The 15,825-nt window shown below is 65.4% G+C and carries 15 protein-coding genes and 1 tRNA gene; 3 read left to right on the top strand and 13 right to left on the bottom strand.

Annotated elements, in window-relative coordinates; translation table 11 throughout:
• Window positions 1–948 precede the first annotated feature (948 nt).
• The 3 genes from JOY90_RS28685 to JOY90_RS28675 form a co-directional block, all read right to left on the bottom strand.
• Entirely contained in the window at window positions 949–2,097 is a 1,149-nt protein-coding gene (locus JOY90_RS28685; RefSeq protein ID WP_291694461.1) for a slipin family protein, read from the bottom strand.
• Window positions 2,098–2,437: 340 nt separating this feature from the next.
• Window positions 2,438–2,502, bottom strand: a tRNA-Leu gene (locus tag JOY90_RS28680).
• Window positions 2,503–2,797: 295 nt separating this feature from the next.
• A complete protein-coding gene (locus tag JOY90_RS28675) occupies window positions 2,798–3,850 on the bottom strand; it encodes a DUF2778 domain-containing protein (protein WP_367277005.1) in 1,053 nt (350 codons plus the stop codon).
• Window positions 3,851–4,346: 496 nt separating this feature from the next.
• Here JOY90_RS28675 and JOY90_RS28670 point away from each other — a divergent pair, with 496 nt between their 5' ends.
• The gene (locus tag JOY90_RS28670) at window positions 4,347–5,156 is read left to right on the top strand and encodes an FkbM family methyltransferase (RefSeq protein ID WP_291694459.1); all 810 of its coding nucleotides are present in this window, start codon (window positions 4,347–4,349) and stop codon (window positions 5,154–5,156) included.
• A gap of 5 nt (window positions 5,157–5,161) precedes the next feature.
• Here the strand turns inward: JOY90_RS28670 and JOY90_RS28665 are convergent, their stop codons facing one another.
• The 4 genes from JOY90_RS28665 to JOY90_RS28650 all read right to left on the bottom strand — a co-directional run bounded on the left by JOY90_RS28665 (window position 5,162) and on the right by JOY90_RS28650 (window position 8,722).
• Entirely contained in the window at window positions 5,162–6,688 is a 1,527-nt protein-coding gene (locus JOY90_RS28665; protein ID WP_291694458.1) for a glycosyltransferase family 39 protein, read from the bottom strand.
• Window positions 6,685–7,830: a glycosyltransferase family 2 protein gene (locus JOY90_RS28660; protein ID WP_291694457.1), complete on the bottom strand. Its 1,146-nt coding sequence runs from the start codon at window positions 7,828–7,830 to the stop codon at window positions 6,685–6,687. Before JOY90_RS28660 ends, JOY90_RS28665 begins: the two co-directional genes overlap by 4 nt.
• Window positions 7,831–8,090: 260 nt before the next feature.
• Window positions 8,091–8,282: a hypothetical protein gene (locus JOY90_RS28655; RefSeq protein WP_291694456.1), complete on the bottom strand. Its 192-nt coding sequence runs from the start codon at window positions 8,280–8,282 to the stop codon at window positions 8,091–8,093.
• An 83-nt stretch (window positions 8,283–8,365) separates the two neighbouring features.
• Window positions 8,366–8,722 (bottom strand): hypothetical protein, encoded by a 357-nt coding sequence (locus tag JOY90_RS28650; RefSeq protein ID WP_291694455.1) that lies wholly within the window; start codon window positions 8,720–8,722, stop codon window positions 8,366–8,368.
• Between the two features lie 164 nt (window positions 8,723–8,886).
• Here JOY90_RS28650 and JOY90_RS28645 point away from each other — a divergent pair, with 164 nt between their 5' ends.
• Window positions 8,887–9,708: a DUF72 domain-containing protein gene (locus JOY90_RS28645; RefSeq protein ID WP_291694454.1), complete on the top strand. Its 822-nt coding sequence runs from the start codon at window positions 8,887–8,889 to the stop codon at window positions 9,706–9,708.
• A gap of 5 nt (window positions 9,709–9,713) precedes the next feature.
• The gene (locus JOY90_RS28640) at window positions 9,714–10,175 is read left to right on the top strand and encodes a DUF488 family protein (protein WP_291694453.1); all 462 of its coding nucleotides are present in this window, start codon (window positions 9,714–9,716) and stop codon (window positions 10,173–10,175) included.
• A gap of 178 nt (window positions 10,176–10,353) precedes the next feature.
• Here JOY90_RS28640 and JOY90_RS28635 read toward each other — a convergent pair whose 3' ends face one another.
• From JOY90_RS28635 to JOY90_RS28610, 6 genes are all read right to left on the bottom strand, one after another.
• A complete protein-coding gene (locus tag JOY90_RS28635) occupies window positions 10,354–11,670 on the bottom strand; it encodes an adenylate/guanylate cyclase domain-containing protein (RefSeq protein ID WP_291694452.1) in 1,317 nt (438 codons plus the stop codon).
• 32 nt (window positions 11,671–11,702) lie between these two features.
• Window positions 11,703–12,869 (bottom strand): ABC transporter permease, encoded by a 1,167-nt coding sequence (locus tag JOY90_RS28630; protein WP_291694451.1) that lies wholly within the window; start codon window positions 12,867–12,869, stop codon window positions 11,703–11,705.
• 12 nt (window positions 12,870–12,881) lie between these two features.
• A complete protein-coding gene (locus JOY90_RS28625) occupies window positions 12,882–13,814 on the bottom strand; it encodes an ABC transporter ATP-binding protein (RefSeq protein WP_291694450.1) in 933 nt (310 codons plus the stop codon).
• The gene (locus tag JOY90_RS28620) at window positions 13,811–14,599 is read right to left on the bottom strand and encodes an HlyD family secretion protein (RefSeq protein ID WP_291694449.1); all 789 of its coding nucleotides are present in this window, start codon (window positions 14,597–14,599) and stop codon (window positions 13,811–13,813) included. The genes JOY90_RS28625 and JOY90_RS28620 overlap by 4 nt, the downstream gene beginning before the upstream one ends.
• A complete protein-coding gene (locus tag JOY90_RS28615) occupies window positions 14,596–15,240 on the bottom strand; it encodes a TetR/AcrR family transcriptional regulator (RefSeq protein ID WP_291694462.1) in 645 nt (214 codons plus the stop codon). The genes JOY90_RS28620 and JOY90_RS28615 overlap by 4 nt, the downstream gene beginning before the upstream one ends.
• Window positions 15,241–15,416: 176 nt before the next feature.
• On the bottom strand, window positions 15,417–15,825 hold a 409-nt coding region (locus JOY90_RS28610; RefSeq protein ID WP_291694448.1), incomplete at its 5' end, for a DUF2000 family protein.

Genomic DNA, 15,825 nt, shown 5'->3' with positions numbered 1-15,825 from the left:
CGACTATCTGCAACGCATGCAAGAGCGTTCGCCGGTCCGGTCCGCGATCGATCACGAGATGCAGTTGCGCAAGGTGATGGCGCGCCAGGTTCAGAATCCGTAGGTGGGCAGAGCCATATCTGCCCCTAGGCTCGGCAGGCTAAGGCGGGAACGCCAACTGATTTGCCCGACGCACTGATTTACCGAATTCGTGTCAAGCCTCGGCTCGAAAGATATTTCGCTTTTACAGAAACTGGAATCGGCCTATATAGGCCATGTCCCGCCTCCACCTGGAGGGGCGTATCGCGATCGTCACGGACGTGGGAGGCGGGATGCGGTGGACGCGAGGTGCTGCGAGGCGAGCAGCATCGAGCGGACGGCGAAATCGTGTGGTCCTGGCGCCGCGACGCTGGCGCTAAGCTTGCAGATCGACGATCAGCAGGCGACGGGGGCAAGAAAGCCCGCTCCCCGGGGAGATCACGTATAAGCGTTAACACCATCGCGCAGGGAATGCCGGTGATCTCGGCTGAACCTGTGGTTCCTACCCCGTGCTTTTTGTTGCACGGGGGCCATGGGTGCGGCTGAAGCACTCGGCATTCCCTGCGCCCTCCGCTTCTTCGAGGGTGATCGACTGGAGCAACTCGGGCATTTCATGCCGCGGGAATGCGCAGTCACGTCCCTCTCCGTTGTCATGCCCGCGCATGCGGGCATCCAGCATTCCAGAGACATCTCGATTCAAGCACCGACGTCTCTGGAATGCTGGGTCGCCCGATCAAGTCGGGCGACGACATCAAGTAGCTGTTTGAGATGTAAATCCGAATTGAGATCGCAGCCGGCACACGGCAGCCCAGCCTCACTGCACCGCCATCCCGATCCGCTCGGTCCGCACCGCGCCACCCTCCTGCTGCGCGCGCGAGTAGAGCGGAAGCCGAAAACAGTGAAGGGCCGCCCGCAGGCGACCCTTCTTGTCTACGCCGTCTCCGCCGGCTTGAGGCGAACCAGGCGCGTCAGCAGCGCGTCGAGGCCCGCCCCCTCGCCTGCATGCAGGTCGATGCGGCCGACCTTCTCGACCAGCCGCTCCAGCGACTCCAGCTCCTTGAGCCGAAGCAGCAGCGGGTTCTCCTCCATCAGCTTGGCGGTGTTCAGGAGCGAGCGCGTCGCCGCGGTCTCCTCCTGCCGGCGGATCAGGTTGGCCTTCGCCAGCCGCTCCGCCTCCACCACCTTGTTGACGAGCTCGCGGATCTCGCCGGGCAGGATCACGTCCTTGACGCCGAGCTCCGTGACCTCGACACCGGACTCCGCGACCCGTGCGCGCACGTAGTCGCGAAGCTCGGCATCGAGCGCCGCCTTGGCCTGCAGCACCTCGTCGAGGCTGCGGCCGGCGACCGCCTCGCGGATCGCGAACTGCACCAGCCGGTACAGCCACGCGTCCACATCCGGCACGCTCGCCACCACGCGCTCCGGATCAACGATCCGGCGGAACGCGGTGAGCGTCACGCGCAGCGCGATGCGGTCCCTGGTCAGCATCTCCTGCGCGGTGATCTCGACCACCTGCGGACGCAGGTCGAGGCGCTTGACCTCGATCTTGCGGCCCGCCACCCAGAAGGCGTGCCGGCCCGGCGCCAGCCGCTCCACCAGACGGCCCTCGACATAGAGCAGGCCGGCCTCGTGGTTCTCGACCACCGCCTCGGTCACGATGGTCGGGCGGTTGCGCTCGATCATCGCCAGATGCCGCACGCTGACGCGCGGATCCTCCGCCACGTCGATGCGCTCGACCTCGATCCGGGTCGCGACCTTCCAGTAGACGCGGCTCTCCCAGGGCACCATCAGGTGCACCGGGCGGCCGTCGAGGCTGACGATCGCGATCTCGTTGGCCTTGGTCTCGACCGCCTCGAACAGCTCGGCGGCGAGATCGGGCCGCGCGGCCTTGAGCACCGCGTAGCGCGCGGCCGGAAACTCGGTCCGGACCACGCCCAGCACCTCGGCTGCGAGTTCGCGCCGCGGATCGAACAGGCGGTGGCGGCCCGGCGCGAGCACGCGCTCGAGCCGACCGTTGCGCGTCACCAGCGCGCGCTCGCCGTCCTTCACCGTCACCCGCAGAATCAACACATGCGTCATGGCACACCTCCGTCGTCGACCGTCCGACCCCTGGCCGGAAGGCAAGCTTCAAAATCAAAGGATGCGGAGACGCGGACGCGGCTTCCTGCGAGAACGGCGGGCCGGGGTTTCAGCTTGCGTCATGACGGAAGCCTGCGCATCCCACCCGGCTTGCGCCGGGCGGGACGAACAAAACTCCCGGCAATCGGCGCAAGCGGTATCCACCGCGGCGCAAAGCCGGTCTTTCAGTGTCGATGGTGACGGACGAAGAGCCTTGCGGCAAAACGGCCGGACCGCGACTGAAGCGCGCGTCCGGTCCCCTTCAATGGGAGGCTTAGTTTTTCAGGCTAAACCGGAGCGCTTGGAACGGGAGTCGAACCCGCGACATGATGAATCTCAATCACCTGCTCTACCACTGAGCTATCCTTGGTTGGGCAACCGCTCGGAATCGAACCGGACCTCCGGACTTTGCCGGCGCACGCCATGTGCTTGCAGTCGCTTTCCCCGCATGGCGGAACACGAAACCGGAAACCGGCCCGCGCCAGTCGGGTCTCAACGAGCCCGAACCAGAACCCTGCGAAGGAGCGCGCTCATAAGGGATCCCGCGCATACAGGCAAGAGCGTTTCGACAAATATCGATGTACGAGGCGAAGCCTGTGGCATCACCATCACAGCCGATGTGATGCCAGCGGGCGCGTGGGCGCCCGCCACCGCTGCGCCATCAGTCGATCCGGGTGACGACCGCGAGCTTGCGGATGCCCTTGTTGTGATAGGCGTCGAGGAAGGCGTTGTAGTCGCGGAACGATACGCAACCGTTGGAGTCGCCGTTCGGGCCGAGCATGAAGCTGTGCGCGAGCAGGCCGGAGCGGCCGTAGATCGCGCCCTCGCCGCCGACCGGATTGAGCCGCAGCGCGGCCACGCCGTGGAACAACGACTCGCGCGGGGACAATTCATACATGTGCGGCGGCGTCACGCCGTGCATGCGGACCGGCGCGGAGCTCGGATCGTCGAGCTTGGAGCCGAGGCCGGAATGCGCCTCGAGCTTGGAGCCGTCGGGCAGGTACACAACGTGCGCGGAGATGTCGTAGACGGCGGTGTCGCGCTCGTAGCGCGGCTTGTCGCCATTGTCCTGCAGGCTGCCGGTTACGTTGGCGTCGGCGGAGGCGTAGGCGAGCAGCGTTCCCCCCTGCGAGGGCTGCGGCTTGCCCCACAGCTTCTCGGTGATCGCGCTGCGGTTGGGGGAGGTGATCGACAACACCGCCTGCTTGGCGCGCTGGGCCATGTCGCCAAGCGAGAGTCCCGATCGTGTCGGCCTGGCCTCCGCCGGAGGCTGGGCGGACGGCGGCGGAACGTTGAGGGAGGCGATCTGCATCGGCGCCGCCGGCCTGGTCTTCGATGTCTCCTTGGACGCCTCGGCAAGCTTGGGCAGGTCCGGCTTCGGCGCGACTGCAAGTTTGGGCGCCGCCGCTGGCGGCGGGGCGCCTTCCGCCGCACGCGAGGCGACACCCTGCGGCTGGGCGGCCGAGAAGCGGTCGTTGAATTCGGATGGCGAGAGCGCTGCGACCCGCTTCGGCTTGGCGAACACCGACGTCGCCTCGGGCAGGATCGTGAAGGCATCCCGGATGGCCTGGGACGCTTGGCGTGTGGCCATCGGCCCGGCCGGCGCGTTGACCGCATCAGAGGCGTCTGTGCCGAGCGTCGGATAGACGTCAGCCCCGAACACGTTGCTGTAGACGGTCCAGCCGCAGGCCGCCACCACACAGGCGAGCGCCACGCCGCCGAAGGGACGAAGAAGACCGGTCTGTCGAGGAGCCTTGGCTTGTCGCAAAGACCCGGCCGAAGACTTGGTCATTCGGGAAGAAGGCGGTCTGCGGACATGCCCCGCTGCGGCAACGCTGTACATACTCATCCACTAAGCGTCCAGGATGGTTCCACTTTTCCCTCTCGATGCCACGCGGACTTGCAGTCGCGCCGCAGCATCTCGCAGAGGCGCAAGCCGTCATTAAGGCGAGATTTAGTTAAATGCAGATTAAGTCCGGGCGGAACTTTGGCAAGCGGTAATATATGCCTCAATTTGGGACGAACCACCCGTAATTGCTCGGATTTTTTCTCTGTTGATAGCCGGTTGAAACCCAGGTTTTGGACGGACGCGCCCGGGATCTGGCTCGCCAATGGTGGCTTGCGTCAAGTGCCAGTAAGCTCCTGCAAAGAGCGATTCGTAGCTTGCGTCCCTTCCAACACATGTGGGCTTTGCCCTTCAGGAGACCTCGATGCAGAGCGTGGGGCGCAAGCTCGCCTTCGTGCTGGCTTCCAGCAATCACGGAACGATGATCGTCAACCGCTTCGACTATCGGATGGTCGATGCCCAGCACGGTTTTGGGGTCGGTTTCCAGATCCTGGAGACGGCGCAGTTCGATCCGCTGGAAGTCAACATGGCGGTCGAACTGCTGGCGCTCCGGCGCAAATACCACGGCGACGGCGTGGTGGCGCTCGATTGCGGCGCCAATATCGGCGTCCACACCGTCGAATGGGCCAAGGCGATGACCGGCTGGGGATCGGTGCTCGCGGTCGAGGCCCAGGAGCGCATCTACTACGCGCTCGCCGGCAACATCGCGATCAACAACTGCTTCAACGCGCTGGCGGTGCATGGCGCGGTGTCCTCCGAATCGGGGGTCCTCGCGATCCCGAATCCGAACTACTTCGTCCCTTCGAGCTTCGGCAGCCTGGAGCTGCGCCAGCGCGCCGGCAACGAGTTCATCGGCCAGCCGATCGACTATGCGCAGAACACGGTCGAGGTGCGCAAGCTCGCGCTCGACGAGTTCGGCCTGCCGCGGGTCGACCTGATCAAGATCGACGTCGAGGGCATGGAGATGGAGGCGCTGGAAGGCGCGAAGGCGACCATCGGGAAGAGCCAGCCGGTCATGCTGATCGAGAAGATCAAGGCCGACGCCGCCCATCTGCGACAATGGCTGGAGACGCGCGGCTACGTCATTCTCGACGTCGGCATCAACATGCTGGCGATCCATTCCAGCGACAAGGTGCTGACCGAAATCCGGACCGAGCGGCGGCCGGCCGCCTGAAACCGCTATTGCAGTTCGGGCGGCGGCCCATGGTTGAGGACCTCGCCGCGCGGGCCCTGCAACAGCTCAAGCACATAGGTCTCGATCACCAGCGGGCCGCGCTTGCGCGGCAGCTCGGCCACGCGCTGGACGCTCGCGAACGCCTCGCGCAAAGGCGGCGTGGGGCCCGTCTCGTCGACATACAGCACGGGGCCGGCGAGTTCAGTCGCATCGGGCTCCGGCATGAAGGTCCAGCGGTAGCGTTGCGCCTGCTGGGCGACGCAGGTGCCCTGCGGCAGGTAGAAGGCGAGCCAGCCGGTGGTGCCGTAGTCCGCCGCCAGCACGCAGGTGGCGTGGGTGCTGGCACGGACCGCCTCGATCTCGCCGGCGAGTTCGCGCCAGCCGATGCCGACGCTGCGCACGGTGGCGTCGCGCCGATAGAGCGACAGCCAGCCGGTATTGGCCTGCACGATCAGGAACCCGAACATCGCAAGGCCGACCGGCGCGGCCCAGCGCCGGCAGAATTGCGCGAGGCGCTTGGCGCGGCCCTGCCATGGCACGCGATCGGCCGCAACCGCGGCCGCGACCGCGAGCGCCGGATAAACCGGCGCGAACCAATTGGCCTCGACGCGCGCATGCAGCGAGTGCCAAACGAAATAGGCCGTGATGGTCCAGAACATCACGCCCACCAGCACCCGCGCCGATCTTTCACCGGGTGCACGGTAAATCAGCGCGTGCAGCCCCATCGCGCCGAGGATGAAGACCAGCGGGGTTGCGAACGCGACCTGGGTCGGGATCAATTCGCCGATATAGCCGAGGCGAAAGTCTTCGATCCGGGCGCGGCCGAGCTGCTTGACGAACGACATCCATTGATGCTCGTAGTTCCAATGGATCACCGGCGCGAACACCGCGAACGCGACGATGCCACCGAGATAGGGCCAGGGCGAGCGCAACCAGCGCCGCAGCTCCGGCACCATGACGAGCCAGATCAGGATCGCAAGGCCGAACAGCAGCGAGGTGTATTTCGACAGCAGCGCCGCACCGACGGCGACGCCGACCGCGAGCCACCACACCCCTCGCCCGCTCTCCAGCACCTTGGCGAGGAAGAACAGCACGAAGCTGGACGCCACCAGCAGCGGCGAATCCGGCGTCACGATCAGCGTGCCGACCGCCGCCATCATGGTGATGTTGAGCAGGATCGCGGCGGTCGCCCCGACGCGCGCGCCGCCGAACAGGATTTCGGCCGCGCGATAGACCGCGTAGCTCATCGGCAGCGCGAGCAGGATCGAGAACAGCCGCACCCCGAGCTCGCTGTCGCCGGCAAGAAGGGTACCGAACCGGATCACCAGCGCGACCATCGGCGGATGGTCGTAATAGCCGGAGGCAAGATGCTTCGACCAGGTCCAGTAATAGGCTTCGTCGAAGGTCAGCGGCGTCACGGCCGCCGCGACCAGCCGCATCAGCACCAATGCGAGAACGACGAGCGCCGTGTTGCGGGCGAGGCCGGCGTCCTTGGCGACGCCAGCCTCGATGGAGCCGACCACCGGCTTCATCGCTTGCGCCAGACGAACAGCCCCGACATCGCGTAGTTCCAGACCACACCCATCAGCGCACCGGCGGCGCCCGCGAGCCACCAGATCGGCTCCTGGTCGTAGACCGAGAACGCCACGCCGACATTGGCGAACAGACCGACGCTGCAGACGAGATAGAAGGCGAGCAGCCCGCGCAGAATCGCAAGGCCCTTCAGCCGCTGGTCGCGATAGGTCAGGAAGTTGTTGAGAACGAAGTTCGAGGTCATGGCGACGAAGGCGCCGAGCGCCTGCGCCTCCGCGAACGGCAGCTCGAAGAGCTGCAGTCCCAGGAACAGCGTGCCCAGATGAACGAACAGACCGGTGCCGCCGACCATCGCGAACAGCAGGAAGCGCAGCGATACCGTATCGTGCGTGAACTTCGCCAGCACCAGACCGAGGAAATCCAGCGCCACCATGGAATCGAGCTTGCTCTCGCCATGCAGGCGCGAGCCGAAGGTGAAGGGGATCTCGACCGTGCGCAACTCGCCGCGGGCGGTGGCAACGATGTCGAGCAGGATCTTGAAGCCCTGGGTCGACAGTTCCGGCGCCAATTGCTCGAAACGGTCGCGCCGGATCATGAAGAAGCCGCTCATCGGGTCGGCGATGCGCACTCCCAGCACGCGCTTGGCGACCTCGGTGGCAAATGCGCTCGCGCCCGCGCGTCGACGGTTGAAGCCCGCGGCACTGCCGCCCGCGATATAGCGGCTGCCGACCACCAGTTCCGCCTCCCCGCTTTCGAGCAGCGCCAGCATCTTCGGCAGTTGCGTCTCGTCATGTTGCAGGTCGGCATCCATCACCGCCGCGAACGGTGCGCTGGACGCGAGGATGCCCTCGATGCAGGCGCCGGACAGGCCACGCCGTCCGATCCGGCGGACGCAGCGCACGCGCGCGTCCTGCGCCGCCAGGGCCCGCACCACTTCGGAGGTACCGTCGGGCGAATTGTCGTCGACGAAGAGGACCTCCCAGGCGATGCCTTTCAGCGTCGCTTCCAGCTTGCCGTAGAGCACGCCGACATTGTCGCGCTCGTTGAAGGTCGGCACGACCACCGACAGCATCGGCACGTTCGCCGCCTGCTCGGTCGTTTGCGTGGGCTGGTCGAGGTCCGGGAGAACGGCTTCATTCATGGCGGGCCAGCGTATATCCGCAGGCTCCGGCGATGCCAAGCCACAGTGCCTCGGCAAGTTCGGCCTTCAGGTGCTGAAAGTTCCCCAGAAACACCAACGACCACGAACAACAGGCGCGCGTACATCCGGCGCTGCCCAGTCATTGCGTGGTCGTCCCAGCGCCGGAGCCTTTCTCAAAGCATCAACGTCGCCGTTGACGAACAGATAAGAGCACCGCCCGCGCTTGGCAAGAGGCGCGGCGCGCTTTTGGCGGGCTGTGACTAATTCGGCACTTCCTTGATCACCGGCCCGCGCGGCGCAGGCGCGGCCGGCGCCGCCTGGGCCGGCTGCTGCACCGCGGCCGGCTGCACCGGCTTGCCGAACTGGCCGATCGGTCCATAGACGACCGCGGCCGCCAGCACCGCGAGTGCAATAATGCCGCCCAAGAAGCCTGCCACCGACTGCGACGTCATGACCTTGAAATCCTTGTTGTCCCCGCCGGATGGATAACACGGATGATCAGGCCGCGGAAATAGGCCGGACTGGCACCGCAGAGCTAGTTCGCAGCGCCCTTGCGCTTGACGAAGGCGGTGACGATGTCCTTTTGCGCGAGCTCGATCGCGCGGTTGGCGGTGGTCAGCCGCGCGCCCTGGTCCTGGTCCGGATGCTCGAACGCGAGATAGTCCATCAACATCACGCGGAAATTCTGCCGCTCCGAGGGACAGGCCGCCGCGATGTCCGCGATGAAATCATCGGACGACATGGTCTTGAGGCGCTCCTGCGAATATTCCCGCGCCAGGCAGTTCCAGTAGCTGTCGCGTCCCTGCAGCGCCTGGCGATGCGCCTCGTCGGCTTCGTCGGCCAATGCGCCGGAAGCTGCAAGGGAGAGCGTCAATGCGATCACGGTCCGCATCCAGAAACTCCTCGATTCTCGATATCCTAGCTTGAAGTCGCACGCGACGTCACCATGTCCGCCAGCACGGAAAGAAGCCTTTTCCGCGACCGGCGAACTGGCCACTGCGTTCGGTTTTGATTAGTCTGCGCGCCCGGCTCCATCATTTGCAAAGAGATGTTCGCGTGACCAAGTCCCCGGCTTCGTCCAAGAAAACTGGCCACATCTATCTCGGCGTCGGCGGCTGGACCTTCGCGCCTTGGCGCGGCGTGTTCTATCCCGAGAAGCTGGCGCAATCGAAGGAGCTGCAATATGCGGCGTCCAAGCTGACCTCGATCGAGATCAACGGCACCTATTACGGCTCGCAGAAGCCGGAGAGTTTCCGCAAATGGGCGCGCGAGGTGCCTGATGGCTTCGTGTTCTCGCTCAAGGGGCCACGCTTTGCGACCAACCGCCGCGAACTCTCAGGCGCCGGCGATTCGATCAAGCATTTCTACAATACCGGCGTGCTCGAGCTCGGCGACCGGCTCGGGCCTGTGCTGTGGCAGTTCGCGCCGACGAAGAAGTTCGACGATGCCGATTTCGGCAAGTTCCTGGAGCTGTTGCCGCGCGAGATCGACGGCCGCAAGCTGCGCCATGTGGTCGAGGTGCGACATCCGAGCTTCTCGGTGCCAGCATTCGTTGCGCTGCTGCGCCAGTTCCAGACGCCCGTGGTGTTCGCGGAGCACAACACCTATCCGGCGATCGCGGACGTCGTTTCCGACTTCGTCTATGCACGACTGCAGAAGGGGAATGATGAGCTGGCGACCTGCTATCCACCGAAGCAGCTCGATGCCTGGGCCAAGCGGCTTCAGCTCTGGGCCGAGGGCGGCGAGCCCGACGATCTGAAGCGGGCTGACAAGCCAAGCGCCAAGAAGACACCGCGCGACGTGTTCGCCTATGTGATCCACGAGGGCAAGATCCGCGCGCCCGCCGGCGCGATGGAATTGATCAAGCGGGTGAGCTGAGCGGCATGGCGCGCGCCAAAAAGCTGTTCACCATCGGCTATGAGCAGACGCCGTCGAAGGCCGTGCTCGACGAGCTGGCACAGGCCGGCGTCAAGCTCTTGGTCGACGTCCGCGCGGTGACTTCGTCGCGAAGGCCGGGCTTCTCCAAGAACCAGCTTGCGGCCGGGCTCGACGAGCGCGGCATCGCCTACATCCATCTTGCGGGCCTCGGCACGCCGAAGGAAGGACGGCTCGCCGCGCGCAGCGGGCAGTACGACGTGCTGCGCAGGATCTACGCCAAGCACCTGAAGACCGCGCAGGCCAAGGAACAGCTCGACGAATTGTCGTCGCTGGTGAAGAAGGCCGGGCCGGTCTGCCTGCTCTGCTACGAGCGCGATCACAGCCATTGCCACCGGCAATGGATCGCCGAGATCATCGAGGAACGTGACGGGGCGAAGGTGGAGAATCTGGCGGCGCCGCAGGTTTGATGATCATCCACGAGGAGGCAGCCGGCGAAGCACAATCGTAGGGTGGGCTAAGCTTGGCCTTCGCTCGTGAGAGCGGAGGCCGGGCGTGCCACCATTTTGCAGCAGTGACTCCGGACAGATGGTGGGCACGACGCTTCGCGTCTTAGATTAGCCCACCCTAACCCGACCCGACGACGATCTATCCTAATTGCCACACCCGCACCGGATGGTCGTAGCCTCGGACCGGGACGTCGCCGAGCGAGACGGCATCGGCGACGTTCTCGCCGAGCGCCTCGTGCACCGCGGACGAGATCAACAAGTGCGAGCCGAACTCCTTGTTCAGCGCCTCCAGCCGCGAGGCGAAATTCACGGTGTCGCCGATCACGGTATATTCCTTGCGCCGCGGCGAGCCGATGTTGCCGGCGACCACCTCACCGAAATGGATGCCGATGCCGATACGCAGCGGCCAGGTCGAGCCCTCGTTGATCCGCGCCATCGCCGCGAGCATTTCGCGCGCGGCGCCGACCGCGCGATGGGCGGGGTCCTCGGCCTCGAAGGGCGCGCCGAACAACGCGAGAAAGCCGTCGCCCAGGAACTTGTTGACGATACCGCCATGGCGATCGAGGATCTCGACCAGCACCGCGAACGCGCCGTCGAGCCGGTCGACGACGTCCTGCGGCGAGCGCGAGCGGGCGCTGGCGGTGAAGCTGCGGAAATCGACGAACATCACGGCGACCTGCCGGATGTCGCTTTGGGTGCCGGCACCTTCGAGCAGCAGCCGCTCGACCACCTGCGGCGAGACATGCTGGCCGAACAGGTTGGTGAGGCGGTCGCGTGCCGTCGCCGCGCGGATGCTGGCCGCAAAGCCGCGGCGGAGCTGCACGCCGACGGCGCCCGCGAGCAAGCCGCAGGAAAACACGACGAAGCTGCGCGAGAGATGATAATAGAGCTCCGGCTCGGGATCGGGATTGACCACGGGCCGGTAATGCATCGCCATCGCGAACAGCTCCGTCGCCGCGACCAGGCCAGTGAAGGCCGAGAGCCAGAAATCGAGCCGCAGCGTCGAGAGAATGATGAAGATGAAATAGACCAGCGGCATCACGAAGCCGAGCGCCCGCACCGGCCCCATGCTTTCGATCTGCAGCGAGAGCAGCAGCGTCGGCACACTGGTTTCGATCAGCACGCCGACGTAGCGTCGATAGAACGGCAGGTCCCGGTCGAGCTTCAGATGATGACTGATCGTCCGATGGACGAACATCTCGAAGGCGATGAAACCGGCCAGGACCAGTTGGACCAGGTTCGGGTTGATTCCCTTCCACACCCGCTGTGTCACCTCGGGAAAGAGAGCGTGCACGAGCGAGATGCCGAGCATGATGACGAGGGCGACGACGATCAGCGCCCTGACCCGCACAAGCTCCGTGCGCATCACCTCGCGCATCAGGAGGTGCGCGAAATCCTTCGACACGTCCTCGCGCGGCCCGAGGATGTCCCGCCAGAATTTCGTAATGGCCGCCATCGTCCCCTCCGCCTGCCGGAGGCCATATAGCCTCAATCGAGGGTGCGGCGGAAGCGCGTCACGGCGATCGTCATCGCAAACAGCATCAGAGCGACCAGCGCGATCGCGTCGTATTCCAAATTCTGGAGGCTCGAGCCCTTCAGCATGATCGCGCGCACGATGCGAAGATAGTGGGTCAGCGGCAGGCATTCGCCGACATATTGCGCCCAGACCGGCATGCCCGCGAACGGAAACATGAAGCCGGACAGCAGGATGCTCGGCAGGAAGAACATGATCGAGAGCTGCATCGCCTGGAGCTGGTTCTGCGCCAGCGTCGAGAACGTATAGCCGATCGCGAGGTTGGTCGTGATGAAAAGCGTCGTCAGCAAGGCCAGCAGCATGAGGCTGCCATAAACCGGCACGCCGAACAGCAGGACGCCGATCGAGACGATGATCGCGGCCTGGATGAAACCGACCAGCACGTAGGGCACGATCTTTCCGAACATCACCTCGACCGGCCTGATCGGCATCGACAGCAGGCTTTCCATGGTGCCGCGCTCGGTCTCGCGCGTCACCGACAGCGCGGTGAAGATCAGCATCGTCATGGTCAGGATGGTCCCGACCAGACCCGGCACGATGTTGAGACGCGAGGACGCCGCCGGGTTGTAGCGCGCATGCGCCCTCACCTCGAATGGCAGCGCCGCCGGATCGCCGACATTGAGGTCATGAGCCAGTGCCGTCTGCGCAATGATGCCGAGCGACGACAGCGCCGACGACGCAGCCACCGGATCGGTGGCGTCGGCCGCGACCAGCAGCGCAGGATGATCGCCGCGCCGCACCGCGCGCTCGAAGCCGCGCGGGATCTCGACGCCGAACAGCACCTTGCCGGACAGCAGCAGATCGTCGAACTCCCTGACCGAGTGCACCTCGTAGTCGAAGCGGAAGTAGGAAGTGTTCTCGAGCGCCTTCAGGATCGAGCGGCCGAGATCGGTATCCTCCTGGAGCAGCACGGCCGAAGGCATCTGCCGCGGCGTGGTGTTGATGGCAAAGCCGAACAGCAGAAGCTGCATCACCGGAATCATCACGATCATCGCAAACGACACGCGATCGCGCCGGAGCTGAATGAACTCCTTCACCACCATGGCGTAGGAGCGGCGCCAGAAGCCGAAGGACGATTCACGGATTTCGCCGCGCTCGGCGGGGACGGCCATGATGCTCATTGCCACATACCCTTATTGGAAATTGTCCCTGGAGCGGTTCATCAGCTCGATGAAGACGTCCTCGAGCGACGGCGCTGAATGCTGCCAGTGCAGCCCGCTCTTTTCGCGCCAGGGCGCGACGGTCGTCTCCAGCGCCTCCTTGTCGCGGCCGGAGACGTGCAGCGATGTGCCGAACGGCGCGACCATGTCGATCCCCGGCTTGCCGGCCAGCGCGTCGGAGAGCTCGTGCAGGTCGTCGCCGGTCACGGTATAGGTCGTGAGCGCCGATTTCGCGATCACCTCCTCCACCGTGCCGTGCGTGAGCAGGTGGCCATAGGCGATATAGGCGATCTCGTGACAGCGCTCGGCCTCGTCCATGTAGTGGGTGGAGACCAGCACCGTCAGCCCGTCAGCCGCGAGCGCGTGGATCTCGTTCCAGAAGTCGCGCCGCGCCTTGGGATCGACGCCGGCGGTCGGCTCGTCGAGCAGCAGCAGTTGCGGATTGGGCAAGGTGCAGGCGCCGAGCGCCAAGCGCTGCTTCCAGCCGCCGGACAATTCGCCGGCAAGCTGCTGCTCGCGACCGGAGAGGCCGAGTCGCCTGATCATGTCGCGCGCGGCGGCACGCGCATCCGGCACGCCGTAGAGCCGCGCCACGAATTCCAGGTTCTCGCGCACCGAGAGGTCCTGGTACAGGCTGAAGCGCTGGGTCATGTAGCCGACCCGGCGCTTGATCAGGTCGGCGTCGCGGCGGATGTCGTAGCCGAGGCAGGTGCCCTCGCCGCTGTCGGGCGTCAGCAACCCGCACAGCATGCGGATGGTCGTGGTCTTGCCCGAACCGTTCGGACCGAGAAAGCCGTAGATCGTGCCGCGCCTCACCTGCATCGACAGGTCATGCACGACCTCGCGGCCCTCGAACGACTTGGTCAGGCCCTTGACGTCGATGGCGATGGCGGGTGCGGACGTCATTGCCTGGCCGCCACCGGAGTCTTGGGATTGAGATAGACGCTGATCGGCTGGCCGACGCGCAACGCGTCCGGCCGCGACGGCCGCGCCTGGATCAGATAGACGAGCTTGTTGCGTTCATCGAGGCTGTAGATGACGGGCGGAGTATATTCGGCCGAGGTCGCGATGAAGTAGATTTTCGCGGTGAGATCGGGCGCGCAATTGTCGCAGCTCACGCGTACTTCGTCTCCGATCGCGAGCTTCGGCAGCTCGGTCTCCGGCACGAAGAAGCGCAGCTTCATGTTGCCGGGCGGCATGATCGACAGCACCGGCCGCATTGCCGGCACCGTCTCGCCCTCGCGGAAATAGATCTGCTGCACGGTGCCGGCGACCGGAGCGAAGCCGTTGCGGCGCGCCAGTCGCGTCTGCGAGGTGTTGACATGCGCCTCGGCAACCCGCAGCGCGGAGACTGCGGCATCGAGGTTGGCCTGGGTGCCGGCACCGGTCTTGCTCAGCGAGGCGGCGCGGTCATAGCTCTGCTTGGCATTGGCCAGGGTGGCGTTGTTCTGGTTGAGATCGGCCTGCTGCAGATCGTCGTCGACGGCATAGAGCTGCTCGCCGCTCTTGACCTCGTCGCCCTCGCGCACGTTGAGCCTGGTCACCCGCCCGGATTCGTCGGGGCTGACGAAGATCATGTCGGCCTCGATCCAGCCCTGGAAGCCGGGGTCGCGATGATCATTGCAGCCGGTGAGCGTCAAGGTCGACGCCAGCACCAGCGCAGCCAGTGATCGATATCGTTTGAACGTCATGGCGTGCTCCGTTCGCCAAAGATCAGGTCGAGGTGGACGCGCAGCATCTCGTCGGCGTCGAGCGGGGAATGTTTCTCGAAAAGGCTCTTCCAGATCACCGCGACGATGGCGGGCGCGACCACGATCTGCGGAAAGCGGCCGAGCCCGGTCTGGCGGATTTCACCCCGCCGGATACCAAGCTCGATGAGCGCGCGCATCGCGGCGAGGCCGCGCGAGATCACCTCGCGGTAGTAGAAGTCGGCGATGGCGGGAAAGCGCGGGCCCTCGGCCACGATCAGGCGGATGATGTCGCCTCGCCGCGTGGTCGCGACCTCGCGGATGAAGGTCCTGGCAAAGCCCTCGAGCGCGTGACGGACCGAGACCAGGGGCGATGGCGGTGCTGCGATCTGCGCGACCAGCGGCACGATCGCGGTGCGGACCAGTTCCTCGAACATCGATTCCTTGTCCTTGAAATGCAGGTAGATCGTGCCCTTGGCGACGCCGGCGCGGCTCGCAATATCGTCGAGCCGGGTCGCCGCGAAGCCGCGTGCGACGAACTCGTCGAACGCCGCCTCCACGATCGCGGCACGCCGCTCGGCGGCGCGCGAGGCGCGGTTCGACGCCGGCTTCGATCGGCCCGGTGGGGCATCGGCGCCTGCCATCCGCACCTCTCCGGTCTTGTGGCCTCGTGTCGCCATGAGCGGCTTCCCTGCCTTGTTCAGTTCGAGATCATGTATGACTGACTAGTCAGTCATTTTCAAGCGCCAATTTGACGCCCGCCCTCACATAGCCGTGAGTCAGGTTCCCGGCCGGGGCGCCGTTCGCTCGGAGACTGCAGCTAGGTGTGGAATTTCAGCCCGTCGACAATCTTGTCGATCACCTTGCGCTCGGCGCGCATGGCAAGGCCAACCAGGTTGAGATCGGCACGGGCGACGGCCTTCACCACCTCGCGGTTGGCGGCGTCATGGGTGGTCTTGAACATGTCCTCGGTATAGAGCGCAGGCGTCACACCCCGCGCCAGCGCCCGTTCCAGCGCGCGCGACAGCGCCGCGCGGTCGGCGCCGTAGATCAGGATCGGCTGGCCGATCAGCGACAGATATTTCGTGCCCGAGCCATCTTCGTAGGCGTCGCCGATGCACTCCGGAAACGCCGCGGCAACGCCGCCGGCGAGGAAGGAGGCAACGTTGAGCTTCTGCCAGACTTCGAGGTCGGAGCGAACCGCGACCGCGATCTTGGTGTCGAATTGC

The organism is Bradyrhizobium sp. (genome assembly GCF_019242285.1).
Classification (GTDB): domain Bacteria; phylum Pseudomonadota; class Alphaproteobacteria; order Rhizobiales; family Xanthobacteraceae; genus Bradyrhizobium.
The sequence above is the reverse complement of the archived record's forward strand: the minus strand, read 5'-3'. Positions and strand labels throughout refer to the sequence as shown.

Coding starts and splice junctions, on each gene's coding strand:
- JOY90_RS28685 (WP_291694461.1), bottom strand. CDS start 2,097: ATGACGCATGTGTTGATTCTGCGGGTGACGGTGAAGGACGGCGAGCGC.
- JOY90_RS28670 (WP_291694459.1), top strand. CDS start 4,347: ATGCAGAGCGTGGGGCGCAAGCTCGCCTTCGTGCTGGCTTCCAGCAAT.
- JOY90_RS28665 (WP_291694458.1), bottom strand. CDS start 6,688: ATGAAGCCGGTGGTCGGCTCCATCGAGGCTGGCGTCGCCAAGGACGCC.
- JOY90_RS28660 (WP_291694457.1), bottom strand. CDS start 7,830: ATGAATGAAGCCGTTCTCCCGGACCTCGACCAGCCCACGCAAACGACC.
- JOY90_RS28655 (WP_291694456.1), bottom strand. CDS start 8,282: ATGACGTCGCAGTCGGTGGCAGGCTTCTTGGGCGGCATTATTGCACTC.
- JOY90_RS28650 (WP_291694455.1), bottom strand. CDS start 8,722: ATGCGGACCGTGATCGCATTGACGCTCTCCCTTGCAGCTTCCGGCGCA.
- JOY90_RS28640 (WP_291694453.1), top strand. CDS start 9,714: ATGGCGCGCGCCAAAAAGCTGTTCACCATCGGCTATGAGCAGACGCCG.
- JOY90_RS28635 (WP_291694452.1), bottom strand. CDS start 11,670: ATGGCGGCCATTACGAAATTCTGGCGGGACATCCTCGGGCCGCGCGAG.
- JOY90_RS28630 (WP_291694451.1), bottom strand. CDS start 12,869: ATGAGCATCATGGCCGTCCCCGCCGAGCGCGGCGAAATCCGTGAATCG.
- JOY90_RS28625 (WP_291694450.1), bottom strand. CDS start 13,814: ATGACGTCCGCACCCGCCATCGCCATCGACGTCAAGGGCCTGACCAAG.
- JOY90_RS28620 (WP_291694449.1), bottom strand. CDS start 14,599: ATGACGTTCAAACGATATCGATCACTGGCTGCGCTGGTGCTGGCGTCG.
- JOY90_RS28615 (WP_291694462.1), bottom strand. CDS start 15,240: ATGGCAGGCGCCGATGCCCCACCGGGCCGATCGAAGCCGGCGTCGAAC.